Below are 13,381 nucleotides of genomic sequence, written 5' to 3'. Positions count from 1 at the left end.
AAGCTCGGGTCGACATGATTTCAAAGCCTGCCGTCCCGACGACAGTGGCTTCGAAGGCTTTCCGCACTTGTGGGCGTTGCCGTCCCTGAACCTCTCAAATCTTACCCCGGTGGTAATCAAAACGGTGGCCCCAAAACTCTGAGAGACGAGCCGTTGCACCGCTCCCCTTGCGTTTCCGGCTTCCGTGAATTAAATGTAGTTACGTAACCACAAATATCGAGATCACGAACTTTGGAGCTTACCATGACCGTCACCATGCTTTCAGGCCGTGAACTCAATCAGGATCTTGGGCGCGCGAAGCGGGCCGCACAGGAAGGACCTGTGATCATCACTGACAGGGGACGCCCCGCGCACGTCCTCTTGTCGTTCGATGAGTACAAGCGGCTTACCGGCAAAATGCGGACTCTCGGTGATATGCTGGCCGCGCCAGGTGGGGATGACGTTGATTTGCCGCTCCCGCAGCGTACTGAATATGCCAGGCCGGTTGACCTGTCCTGATGCTGTTGCTCGATACCAACGTCGTGTCCGAGCTCCGCAAGGTCGCGAGCGGCAAGGCCGACCCCAATGTCGTGGTCTGGAACGAAACAGTCGATCCGGCCGAATGCTTTATTTCATCCGTGGTTCTGCACGAGCTAGAGATTGGCGTCCGGCTGGTCGAACATAATGACGCAGTCGCAGGCAAGGTGCTGCGCGGCTGGCTGGAAAATATCGTCCTCACGGCATTTTCCGGCCGCATCCTGCCGCTGGACGAGGCGTCGGCCGTTCAGGCAGCGAAATGGCATGTTCCCGATCCCAAGCCGATCAATGACGCCTACATTGCTGCGGTAGCCTTCACCCGGCGCATGATACTGGTTACGCGAAACGTTAAGGATTTCGATGGCATGGGGGTGATGCTCATGAATCCGTGGGATATGCCCGCGTAACAGTTGAGATTCCAGACAAGGAGTATGTCGCGGCCCAAGCGCGTTGCATTGGCCGAAATGGGCGGATCAAAGTCAAGGTAGACGAGAATGGAAGCGTTTACGTCGGCGGTGCCAGAAAGACTGGTATCGACGGAACGCTAAATTATTGATCTACCTTGCATCGCTGACGTTGAGCCGATCCAAATAGCATGATGTGCGGTTCTGATCCCTTCAAGAGCTTAGATAAGCTAAATACCGCGAATTACGAATGCGCGCACGGTGTAACGACAATGTCTTTATGGGGATCTTGTAAAGATATTGTCGTTACGCTATATAGGTGCAAACAGGAGTTTGCCATGCCAACTTCACACACGAGCAAAAGCTCGGACGCAAGCGTGCCGCTGAATATGCGCATCAAGCCTGCGACCCGCAACTTGATCGATCGCGCCGCAGAGTTGCTCGGTAAAACGCGAACGGATTTCATGTTGGAAGCCTCAGAGCGCCGAGCCGAGGAGGTGCTGCTTGACCGCACTGTCTTCACGGTAAGTGCGGAAATCTATGCTGAATACCTTGCCCGGCTCGATGCACCCACACAGCCCAATGAGCGTTTAGCACGCACCATGTCGACCAAAGCACCGTGGGATGAGGCGTGACCCTCAGCGCGCCGGCACCCCTGGCCGATCATCATGAACTGGCCGAGTTCAATTCCGGAGTCGTTGAACTGGACGACTGGCTGCGACGTCGCGCCCGTTCTAATCAAACGAGCGGCGCATCGCGGACCTTCGTCGTGTGCGAGGAGAGCCGCGTCATCGCCTATTACGCGCTCGCTTCCGGCGCCGTCAAACAGCCGGAAGCGCCTGGCCGTTTTCGGCGCAATATGCCTGATCCAATTCCGGTCGCTGTGCTTGGTCGCCTCGCCATTGATCAATCCTACCAAGGGCGCGGTATCGGCAGGGCATTGGTGCGCGACGCGGGCCTGCGCCTGCTCAATGCTGCGGAAGTACTTGGCATTCGAGGTATGCTCGTTCATGCGATTTCAGATGACGCACGAGCCTTCTACGAAGCCGTCGGCTTCCTGTCTTCTCCGTCCGACCCCATGATGCTGATGGTCGGATTGCATGACCTCAATAATGCACTGAACCCCTGAACGAAACTCACCATCGATTTCGGTTGCGTGCATTCCATCTCAGGCTATTTGCCATGGTTCGTTGCTCCCCAGATGACATACCCTTCCGCTAGCGTATAGCCGGTGATACCGTACAGGCACACGGCCGTATTCGACTTCGCGGCTTTCAGCGCCTGATCCACGCCTCGGATCGCCGTCGCTACGCGACTTTGACCTTCGCTGCTCAAAGACGTCGCAAACTCCGTCGCCCAATTCTTGGCATCGTTCAGTAGGACGTCGCCCACCCCGAAGGGCACTCCGCCGGCCACCCCCACTTTCGCCGCGAGCGCAAGGCCCTGGTTCCAGGACTGATGGGTCATCAGGTTTGTCATGATCTGGGCGATGACATTGGTGGAGCTACCCATCGCCACGTTCAGAGCAACCTTGAATGCCGCCTTGCCCGCTATCTTGCTTGCCGCGTTCAGTCCCATCTTTTCGGCGACGTTACCCCATGCCTTGCTGGCGGCTACGGCCTCGAGCCCGGCCACGCCGGAACCGATGCCGTAGAGCAGCCCGCTCCAGGCGCCGGACAGAAGCGCATCGCGGAACCCTTGTCCCGAGAATTGGGCACCCGGACTAATATCATATTGCAGTCCGGCGGAGCCGACGCCGAAGGCGGTGTTCGTCACGACCTGCTGCAGGAAGTTTCCGACGGCATTGACGGTTCCCTCGATGCCGGCAGCGCCAACGCCTTCAGGCAGCGCGACCGTTGTCGATAGCTCGGTCAGCACCGCCGTCTGTGAAAGGCCTTGGGCTCCAACCGAAGCGCCGGCGGCCACGACTTCGGAGCCGCCGGTCAGCGCGCTCGATACCGAGCTGATTGCCGAACCGACGGCGTCGCCGACGGCTGCCAGCACGTCGGAAAGGCCGAATGTGAAAAAGCTAAGGGCGAAGCCGGTGACCGCGAGCGCTGCCATTCCCGCTCCGATGCCAACACGCGCCCAGGTCGAGGTGTTGCCGGTCGGGTCGATCATCATGATCGGATTGTTGCCCGCGAAGCCGTAGGGGCTTGCGCCCTGGCCCGCCACGTCGGGGGAGCAGAAGCGCCGTAAGACAGGATGGTAAAGCCTTGCGCCGAAATCGTAGAGGCCGGTTTCCGTGTCGAGTGCCTTGCCCATGAAACGGAATGGGACGATTTGCGGAAGGGAACCCGAGATGTTGAGCACCTCGCCGAAAGGCGCGTAGTCGTACTGGGCCACCAGCGCATTCTGATCGTCCACCACGGCCCAGACGGTCTGCGCGTGATCCTTCAGCGGAAAATAGCACTCGTCGCTCACAACGGCCACCAGCCCCGTGGGCCCTTGGACATAGGCCGTCCATATTCCATCGCAAAGGCTGCATAGCGGCTGGGCCGCAGCACCCCAGAGATATGCCGTGGCGGAGGATGTATTGCCGCTGACCTGCTTCAGTATCCGCTGCCCCTTTCCGCCATAGGCGAGCCGAAGCTGGGTCACGTCATCCCCCTCGGTGACCGTCATCCCGGTCGCGAGTTTCAGGCATGGGTCATATTCAAGCGCCAGGCCCGCGGCCTGCGTCAATTGACCGTCGGCGCTGAATTGCAAGGAAATGGGATCGGCGCTTCCGATCGTCAGCGTGCTCGGCCGGTTGGAGCCCGGGGCGCAGGTAAAATCGTATTCCACGCCGTCCTGGGTCAGCTGCCAGATATTGCCGTTGGCATCGTATTGTCCGACGGCCTCGTTGCCCTGTGCGTCTCCTGTCACGGTCGCGCTCTCCAGACGCATCTGGCCGTCATAGACGTAGGCGACCTGCGTGCTATTCGAATCCGAGCCGAAGCTGTACGACAGGTCGCGGCTCTCGATCCGGCCATCGGCGTCGTAACCTAGCCCCAGAGAGAAGCAGGCATTCGTGGCGCCGCTCGGCGTCGCCGTGTATCCGGTGAGCCAGCCTGGCGAGGCATACTGATAAGCGCCGGTCAGCAACCCTTGGTTCAACGTTTCCGTCTCCACATCGCCATCCGCGTTATAGGTGTACGCGGCGATATCCGTCGGCGTGTTCACCGAGGTGCCGATGCCGGTCACGCGGCCCCGGTCGTCGTAGCTGTAAAGGACCGCGGCCACAGGCGAACCGTCCGGATAAGTCACCTGGGTGATCTGTTTCAGATTGTTATAGGTGTAGGACACCGTCGCGCCCGAGGTGCCAAGCATCAAGGGAAGCTGCAACGTGATGCTGGCGAGGTTTCCCTCACCGTCGTAGGTCAATGTCTCGGTCGTGGTCACGGCGTCGGCCGAAGGGATCAAGGCAGGTGCCTGGTTGACCGTCACGATCAGTATTTCCTTGCCGATCGCGTTCGGATCACTGCCATTTCCGTCATAGCCGTGGGTTCGCACGACAGTATGCGCAACGGAGTCATCCGGCCACGTGGCCTGCTCGGCAAGTGTGGCGAGTTGCGTCGCATCCCAGGCTTGCTGGACCGTCCCTTCCTCTAGCACCCGGCCGAGCGCATCGTACTTGTAGTAGGCAAACCATGCCTCGCCGTCCTCGAGCGCCGTGTTTACGAAGCGGAGGCGCGACGACGGATCGTAGAGGAACTGGCTGGTGCCTGTGTCCGGATCGACGGTCTGCAAGGAGCGCCCTAGTGGGTCCTGCACCAGCGACTTCACGAAAGATGAAGGGTCCGATTGCGGCGTCTCGGTGTAGAAATTCGGCTGGCGGGTCTGCAGGGTGGCCGCTGCTGCCCCCGCGGCATCGGCGAAGGTGGCGATGGCTTGCCCTTGCCCTGCGACTTCGCCGGCGATATCCGTGAGCGAAGAGGCAAGCTTGCGGCCCATCGTGTCGCGCAGGGTAATCGATTGCGTCTTCAGCGGGCTGATCAGCGTGTTGGCAACGTAGTCTCCCTGCGGCAGATCGAAGGGCGAGCTGCCGTTTGGTCCGTAAAGAAACTGTGTTGTCTGGCGATCGGCCGGTGCCGTGCTGTCGACGTCGTGGATCGCGTAGGCCTTGCCGGGTTGCCCTTGCTCCAGGCGTCGCTTTCGGGGCGAGGCTTCGAGCAAGTAGCCGAAATATGGGTAGCCCTCGTCGTCTGAGCGAGGCACCGTCCCGTCGGACTGGCCTGCATAGTAGTCGGCCAAGTCCCCGGTCATCTCCCAGCTTCCATTCATCGTGGCAAGGAAGCCCGCTACATCGACGAAGTCCGGGTGATAGCTTAGTAGCGGCAGCGCCGCGTCCGCACCGAAGCTGGCCGGGGCCATGCGGGTGACCGCCACGGTTCGGCCGAGCGGATCGTGAATGGTGGCGGAGATCACCGCATCCTGGCCCAGAAGCTGTTGCTTCTGACGATCTTGGCCGGAGGCGTCGGTGTAGGAGAGCGATACCCGTGGCGCCGCGACCATTGCCAGGTTGCGGAAGGAGAGGAGGTTCGGACCGGTCGAGATCGCGATCGGATCCAGGCTGTCGAGAGGAACGCTGGCACTGAACAGGAGTTGGCCATCGCCGAAGAACAGCACGAGGCCGTCACCAAAGACCGTGAGCCACTCCGTCGCCATCTGCGGCGGGTTGGTCAACGGCGTCTGAACCGTGTTGCCGCTCGGATCGGTGAAGCTGTAGCCGGCATCCTGATCGAAGGCGATCCGGTAGCCCTGGGCAAAGGAAACGGTCAATGGACCGGCCAGTGTCGCAGGCGGAAGCACCTCGAAATAAAGGGCCGAGGTGGTGGGTGAAGAGCCCTGCCAGATCAGCGTATCGTCGACGCTCGCCTTGTGCGACAGCGCGCCGCTGGAGACGCTCCAGTTCGTCGATGTGGCGCTGGCTTGCCAGCGATTCTGCCACTCATCGCCCGTGCAGAAGGTCTCCAGCGTGCCGCCATCGGCGGGTTCCAGCGACAGATTGGCGTTGGGGTTGCCAGCGTCGAACGCATCGGTCGTGTTGCCCGCGCGCGACAGGGAGACCTGGACGAGTTCCTTGACTTGCTCCTGAGGGCCAACCTTGGCTACCAGCCGCTGGAAGCTATCGTAGATGCACCGCATCGTATGCCCTGCCGAGTCGACCATCGCCGTGACTTGGTGGGTTGCGGCATCATAGGCCCGCACGGAGACCTTGCTTACCATCGGCGTTATCAGCACGTCGTCGACAAGCACCGCATCCTCTGCGGTGTTGGTGGCTTGGACGATCAGCTCGATCGAGGCCTGGCCGGCGATAAGCGGGATGCCGAGCGTCCGGTATGTCCACACGCCGCGGGTGTCGTCGAATGCAGCGCCGAGCGCCTCCGTCACCTGACCATCGACCGTGACGACCACGGTGAAGCCGCTGCCGGTGCCCGGCGAGAAACCGGCCGGCGTCTTATACCAGAAGCCGAGCAGGTAGAGCTGGGAGAGGTTCGCGGGTGTCACCGCGGTGGCAAGCATGGCGGTCCCGCCGCCCGGCAGGCTGAGGCTGTTCGTTCCGCTATGCGCGTCGCCCGTGACGAGCTGCGTGCCCTGCATGGTCCACGCCGCGTTGCTCTCATAAGGCTCGAAACCGAGATAGGCACATTCCCCACGCGAGAGCGAGGCATTGGTGATGCGCGCGATCGGAAGCTCCGGCGCGGTGCCGTAGAGCGTCGATTGAATGACGCCGCAGGCATCCGCCATCTCGGTAAGCTGGCCCGAGGTGGTGCGCCCTTGGATGAGCGAGTTGCGAATCCATCCGTCCGGGACAGAGCCAGGATTGTAGGAGGAGAACGGAAAAGCGATCGCCGCCGTACCCGTCCAGGCAAAGGTTGCCTCCCTTGCCGGGACGAGCACATCCTGCCCATAGCTGCTGGGGAAGCCGGCATAGGTCATGGCGGTTGCCTTGATCGGCACCGCGGCGGCATTGCCCGAGGCCCAGCTGGTCGTAGATTGCGCCACCTTGGTCAGCATGTGCTGCGCAAGCAGCGTCGCGTCGATCTCATATCCGTAGGTCGTGGTGGTGGTGAAGGTTTCCTGTGCACCGCTGCCGCCATAGACGAGCGTCTGTGTCGATACTGGCTGACCGGAGAAGGGCGCGGCGAGACCCTCGGGGACGTAGCCTGTCGTCTGCGTGCTGGCGACGCCATCCTCCATCTTGATCTGCTGGACCTGAAGAACGTAGGCGCCCTTCAGGTTCAGTAGTGGCGCTTCTGGGTCGGAGGGGTCGGAGGCACGAGTTGTGTAAGCCTGCCATGTATTCTCGGTCTGGGCCAGCAAGTTGCCCTGGCTGTCGAGCGTCTCCGCGCTTTGCAGCAAGCCGTCGAGCATGTTGTAGTAGTCTGCGCCGGTAGCAACGGCGAGGCCGTTGAGATATCGCGTGACCTTGGAGCCATAGGTCGGTTGCGAAGCATCTGCGGTGCCGGGGTAGGTCGTGACCTCATAATACTTGACCACGAGCCCTGTCGGATCGCAGGCAGCCTGATCGGGATCGGGAAAATAGGTCGTCGCGGCAGTCGCCCCGAAACCGTCGGTGATGGAGATGCCGGTGACCGCGTAATGGGTCAGTGCTCCGTCGATGGCGTCGCCGGCATAGCGGTGCAGGAGGATCGCCGAGGCGTGGTCGAAATCCGAATCCGTGCTCGGATATGCGGCAAACGCTTCCGGTCCGCCCGGTGTCTGTCCGGGCGTGGTGGGGACGCTTTCGGCAGGCGTGTAGATGCGCTCCGACGAGAGTGTCTGGGCCGCACCGTAGACGCCGCCATTCTTGAGTACCAGCACCGCGGCCTGATCGTTTGTCGAATCTGCGATGTCATAGACGTAATACCCAAGGAAGGTCGGCCCCTCGTTGATGACGGACTCGGCATTCAGCACATAGCCATCGGCGGAGCCGAGCGCCTGGTTCACCAGCTGCTGAAGGTCAGCATTCGGAGACTGGGTCAGCACGTCATCCCAATCCGTGGCTGTTCCACGGAAATAGAGATATTGGCCGATGTTCATGAAGTCTTCGCCACCGGCGGACGGCCAATTGGCCGTCGCCGAATAGCCGGGTGGGTTTGAGAGCCCCTGCGCTGGCGTCACCGGGCTTCGCGTCCACGACGAGGAGTCCGCGTCGGGATCGAAGGACAGGACCTTTGCCGTGGTGGTTCCGACACCGCCGCCTGGCACTATGATCTGGATCGCGTAGTCCGGACCGTAGGCATAGCGCTGCTGCGATCCCGACGGCAGGCTTGCGGGCACGAGCTGCGAATTCTCAAGCCAGGTCTGGCCGTTGTAGCGCAGCACATGTGCGGCCACCGCGACCATCGTGTTGCCGATAATGGTCGGAATATAGGGCGTCTTGTAACTTCCGCTCGCTTCCAGGCGGTCGTTGAAGGTGAAGCTCGTCACGGTCGAGGGGAATGCGTAAGCCGCGTCCCATTGAAGAAAGGTGAGTTCGTAGCCGCGCGACTGGGAGTTGTCGGTCTGCAGGTTGCTCATCACCACGAAGGAGGCGGACGGCACCAGCGTCACCCGGTCGTAGTATACGAAGCTGAAATCGGGCAGCGTCAGGATCGCCGGTTGGCTCCAGACGAGACCGGGTGACAGGAAGGACAATTCCGCCTTTCCCGTCTCGTCCAGGATCAGCTGATACTCGTTCATCGCCGTTGCCCATGCATATTGCGACAGCGTGAAGGATTCGAGCGTCCAGCTCGCACTGGTCCAGCGCCAGGTGAGCCGATCGTAGCCGTAGGACGAATGATCGGGGTCCATGCAGATGACGAGCAGGAAGGTGTTGCCCCCGACGACATCCACTGTTCCACCCGAAGGCGCGTAGCTTCGCGTCGGCTGGTTGGGCGCTGTTGTGGTACCGTCGACCGTGGCCGGCACCCATTGACCTGGCCTGGCTACGTCCCTCTGGAAGACGTAAAGATCGGTCTCGCTACTGCTCGTGAAGGAGAGTGCGAAGAAATTTTCGCTGGCGACGACGTTAAGCGTCGTCAGGTCGAGGCCGTCGACACTGCTGAAGAGAACAGTATCGTCGGTGAGCGACCATTCGATCCAGCGTCCAAGCCACGTGTAGACCTGCAATGAAAGCTTGCCCTGGCTCGTATTGTACCAGGTGGTGACGACATAATCGGAGCCGAAGAAGGCCCGTGGTTCCGCACCCTGTAAATCGTCCGAAGGCGGTCCGACGCTTACCATCCGCTCGCAGACTGCGAGTTGCTGCTGCGTATAGGTATAGGTGGCGACGGCGCCTTGCGGATAGGTGATGGATTTCAGAGCACCCGGGCTCGATCCCGACAGCGAGGTATCGAAATAGTAGTCGAAGATGAGCCCGGGCAGGGCCTCTCCCGAAGCATTCTGGAAGGTGACGCCGGTGAGGAATCGCTTGCAGGTGTCGCCGTACAGTGCGCCGGCATAGGAAGTTACGTTGGCGACGGGGCTGTCATCCCCGCCGGCAGACTGGGTCGGCAGATAGGCGAGCGCCAGGCTGAACATCGACGCACCGGTGACGTCCTGCACGGCGATGCCTTCGAGGAATTTCGTTTCGTACCGATCCTGATATGCGTTCGCCGTCATGTCCGGCTTGAGCTTGTGCGGATCGGCATATTCCCGCGCGCTCTCGGGCGTGGAATCGTCCCACAACTTGTCACCATACTGGAAGACGGCCTTGCGGCCGAACACGTCGGTGATGCTGGTGAGGTAGCAGGCCTTGGTGTAGGGCAGGCCGCCGGCGCCGACGGGTTGCTCCACGTCCGGGATCAGCCCCGTGGACGGATCCCGCACCCATTCATTATAGCCATATGCGATCGAATCGCCCCAGAGAACCGAGCATACGGCTAGATGCCAGACCCGCGCATATTGGCACTGGCCGGATGTCACGTCGCTCGCACCTTCCCATATGGCCGAGGCTGCTCCGCCATCAAGGGACCAGCGTACGCCCCACTCGATGCTGTTACCGACTGAAGTCGCGTAACCCTGTGCCGTTGGCGCTTCGAGCCCCCCAAAGGACATTCGGTGGCCGTCTTCGTTGACGACGACCCATCGTTCGTAAGGTGGATAGTAGAGGATCTTGCGGAATGCGTAGTTGACCAGCTGGTACGCCTCGCCTCCGTCTAGGACCTGAAGCTGGGTGTCGACAAGCGCGAGGTCAAAGAGCTGCTGGTTGTCGTCATCGGACAGGGTCCATGCCGTCGAGGAGGTGGCGGAGACCATCGTCACCAACGACAGGTTGAAGCCGCGACGGACAAATTCGGCGCGGAGGGCGGCCGGCACGGGCTGGCCGTCCTCAAGATCATTGGCGAGCAACGCGTCCACCGCGAAAAGGTTCGAGGTTTCCGGTTCCCGCGCAAGCGGCGTGGGAATTCCCCCGCTCACATAAGTGTATTGCCGTGTGCCTGGCGTTGGGGCGCCGCCATCATCGAGCTCGATCAATGTCGCAGGCAGGGTCCAGCCCAGTCCGGCTATGCTCGTGGGCGCATCCCGGTTCCATGCCGTCGCGTCGCGATAGACGTTGCTCTGGTAGAGCAACGACACCGATATATCCAGCCCGTCACCACTCAGTCGACCTGGCATCGCCAGCAATGCCTGCGTTAGATTAATGTCGCCGCGGAACTGGTTGACATTGCTGTCAAGCGACGCAACAGCGCTGGTATCGAACTGGAAGGTACGGATCGGCGGAAGTTGAGAAGTGGAGTCTGACATAGGAAGGTCCCCAGCAAGGATGGGTTGCTATTCGGACTGGTCGAGGATGCCAACCGCGATGACGCTAGCGCTGCTCAGCGACATGTCCTGCGTGTCGCCATCGTCGTTGCTCATCCAGGCCCAGACGCCCGAGCTCACGACCCTGGAGCCCGTATCGTCACTCTGGCAGACCCAGGTATTCGGGCCAGCACCAATATCGCTGATCTCGTGATCATCATTGTCCGGGAACTGTACCTGGAAGCCGGTCAGGAGCACGAAGGCATCGGATAGTTTCACCGATCCCATCGGGATCGTCTGCTGGCCGGCGTCTTGCGCGGTGTATGGCACTACGATGAAGGAGGGCATTTTGTCGGAGCTTGCGACCAGGAACCCCGTTCCCGTCGGGTTCTGCGCCGTGTTGCCCGAATCGTCCGACATATTCGCAGTGACCGTGATGTATCCGTCGGAACCGTTGGCCGTGCTTCCGACCGAAGCATTGACATTCAGGACATGATGATCGGTCTGCGGATAGGCGAGATAAAAGCCGCTCATGCAGGCCTGCAGTATGGAATGGAACGAGTCCGGCAGACTGATCGGCGGACTTTCGTTGTTGGATCCGCTCGCCACGGAGAACGGCGCGGAAAGCAGGTTGGTGGTGGTGGTTGCGCCCGTCCACGCGACGACCACGACGGTCACATAGGATTTGCTGAGGTCGACCGTGTTGCCGCTTGCGTCGCTCAATACGCCGTTCACAGCGACGGAGACCTGTGTGGGTGCTACCTGATTCGACGTGAGGGCGAGGCTGATCTGCTGGACGTGATGATCTTCGCTGAAAGCGAAGTAGAAGGACGAGATGCCGACCGCGAACTGGCTGATCGTGTCAGGGAAAGTGAAGGTATGGTTCTGGATAGGGCTGAGACTCATGGTTTGATAGGTCAGGGGCATCGCTGAAATCCTGGTTTTGAATGGATGGAAGGGGCCAGCCGGCGAGCTGGCGCGGCTTTATTCCTGCGGATCTGACTGGCTGCAGCGGTTGGCGCACCGTGTGGTGCGGTTCGGTTCGTCTGGCGCGTTTGCGCCATTCATGAAACGTGGGTCATTCGGAGTTAATGCGCGTCATAGCCATTTCTCCTCGATGCCAGCGCCATTCGCGGTTGAACGAATGGCTTGATGACTTTGATCGTTTTCACGGCGCGATGCCATTACCCGAAAGGGTAAGGATCGGGCTGATGAGCGTCGCTTTGCTGAGCGCAACGGGCTGATGTGTCCCATTGGAAGACATGTTTCTCATCGGAACACGAGATGTCCGATTTCTCGTTGATCAAAAGGGTGATACCGGAGCGGACAGCCGAGCCAGATCTGTTTCGAGCCGAACTCGGCGTCGCGCACGATCGGGGTATTCTTATCGCCTGACTGTTTCTGGAGAGAGCGAAATCACATCAAAGCCAAGCTCATAAATGAGCTCTGATCAGCGCTGGATCGGTCTATGCTGCCTACCCCAAGCCGATGACGTTAGCTTCCAAAGGGGGGGAAGCTCGGAAAATGGTGGGGTAGTATGAGCGATCACGGCGGCGGCAAGGCGCCCCTCGGCGCCGATCCTGCTATAGAGCGCTTTGACATGCGCTTTTACCGTATCAATGCCGACATCCAGAATGGTTGCGATATCCTCATTGGATTTTCCTTGAACAACCCACGAGGCTACTTCAAGTTGACGCGGGCTCAACCGTGGAAACGCAATGCGCAGTCGATTGATCGGCGTGAGTTTGGCCAGTGTGCGCTCTTGCGCTTGACGATAGCTGCGAATGATATGCGGACGAAAAGCGACCAGCCGATCACGCTCGAGGTCGCTGAAAGCCGCGCGCCCGATCACTCTGAACCCGGCGATGTCGACGACATAATCGTCATGCGCAATGATCATTTTCATGATCCGTCGCGCTCGAGATGGGAGGAAGACCTCTTTTACGATCGGAAGGTTGAGATAGGTCTCGTCATCGAAAAAATCTGATTCCCGCAGCGCCTGGTCGCCATAAAACTCTGGCGTGTTCTGCCAGAAAGGATGGCTGTGCATATGGCGGGCGTAGGCAGCCATGCCCGCTCCTCGCGCAGCGGCATCATCCTCTACCGAAACCAGGGCCCGAAAGTCTTTGCTCTTGTGATGAAACTCCGCATACGTGACGACATCGGCATCGATCAGTCGGGCCACCGTGTCAAAGAGGATTGATGGCAAATTCTGCAGATCTGGTTCGTGTTCGTAGAGACGGATGGTTTCCTCCATGAGGGGTCGGTCCAAGTCATTCAGCTGCGCGATATTCATCCAATCACCTCCCATTGCTGGCGATGAATCCGACGGTGCGTTGGCCCGTATATCCCATTAATCTCAAGTGAGGATTGGAAGTCGATGGGTTGAAAACTGCTCCCACAAATCGTTTTAGTTGAGGTAAATATAATTTCCGATTGTCATAGCCGCCGTTTCATTGAAGGACATTTGTCACTCGGCAGCCAATGAAAGGGATCGCGCAAATTAGGGGGCGGCTGCTTGTATGAGAAGCGTTCGTCCGTACCGATGAACCGATACCACGAATGCTATCGGAATATTCTCGCCGTCAAGGAGCACGGCACACGGCGCCCACAAAACGCCTATGCTTCATGCTGCCAGCTTGCCGCTTGTTGAACAGCAAATCCCTGCCTTCACTTCACAAAGCCTCACGCCCGCCTCCACAGGTTCTACAGGCGCTTGCTTATTTTAAAGACACAAAGGCGTCGAA

At 60.1% G+C, this 13,381-nt stretch carries 7 protein-coding genes; 4 read left to right on the top strand and 3 right to left on the bottom strand.

The features are described 5' to 3' along the window. The first annotated feature begins 243 nt into the window (after window positions 1-243). The 4 genes from DQ393_RS30730 (at window position 244) to DQ393_RS30715 (ending at window position 2,049) form a co-directional block, all read left to right on the top strand. On the top strand, window positions 244-498 hold the full coding sequence (locus DQ393_RS30730; RefSeq protein ID WP_112340188.1) for a type II toxin-antitoxin system Phd/YefM family antitoxin: 255 nt from the start codon (window positions 244-246) through the stop codon (window positions 496-498). Further along, on the top strand, window positions 498-923 hold the full coding sequence (locus DQ393_RS30725) for a type II toxin-antitoxin system VapC family toxin (RefSeq protein WP_112340189.1): 426 nt from the start codon (window positions 498-500) through the stop codon (window positions 921-923). The genes DQ393_RS30730 and DQ393_RS30725 overlap by 1 nt, the downstream gene beginning before the upstream one ends. Window positions 924-1,258: 335 nt before the next feature. Beyond that, window positions 1,259-1,555: a DUF1778 domain-containing protein gene (locus tag DQ393_RS30720; protein ID WP_112345467.1), complete on the top strand. Its 297-nt coding sequence runs from the start codon at window positions 1,259-1,261 to the stop codon at window positions 1,553-1,555. Continuing rightward, window positions 1,552-2,049 carry a GNAT family N-acetyltransferase gene (locus tag DQ393_RS30715; protein ID WP_069610674.1) on the top strand — a complete coding sequence of 166 codons (498 nt, stop codon included), beginning with the start codon at window positions 1,552-1,554 and terminating at the stop codon, window positions 2,047-2,049. Before DQ393_RS30720 ends, DQ393_RS30715 begins: the two co-directional genes overlap by 4 nt. A 44-nt stretch (window positions 2,050-2,093) precedes the next feature. On the opposite strand, the gene DQ393_RS30710 is transcribed toward DQ393_RS30715, so the two are convergent. From DQ393_RS30710 to DQ393_RS30700, 3 genes are all read right to left on the bottom strand, one after another. Continuing rightward, window positions 2,094-10,637: an RHS repeat domain-containing protein gene (locus DQ393_RS30710; protein WP_112345466.1), complete on the bottom strand. Its 8,544-nt coding sequence runs from the start codon at window positions 10,635-10,637 to the stop codon at window positions 2,094-2,096. Between the two features lie 27 nt (window positions 10,638-10,664). Continuing rightward, window positions 10,665-11,561: a hypothetical protein gene (locus DQ393_RS30705; protein ID WP_112345465.1), complete on the bottom strand. Its 897-nt coding sequence runs from the start codon at window positions 11,559-11,561 to the stop codon at window positions 10,665-10,667. A 523-nt stretch (window positions 11,562-12,084) separates the two neighbouring features. Then, complete coding sequence (locus tag DQ393_RS30700; RefSeq protein WP_112345464.1) at window positions 12,085-12,930, bottom strand: response regulator transcription factor; 846 nt, start codon at window positions 12,928-12,930, stop codon at window positions 12,085-12,087. Window positions 12,931-13,381 lie beyond the last annotated feature (451 nt).

Origin of the sequence: Martinezella tropici (assembly GCF_003287875.1) — a bacterium.
Lineage (GTDB): Bacteria > Pseudomonadota > Alphaproteobacteria > Rhizobiales > Rhizobiaceae > Rhizobium > Rhizobium tropici_C.
The sequence above is the reverse complement of the archived record's forward strand: the minus strand, read 5'-3'. Positions and strand labels throughout refer to the sequence as shown.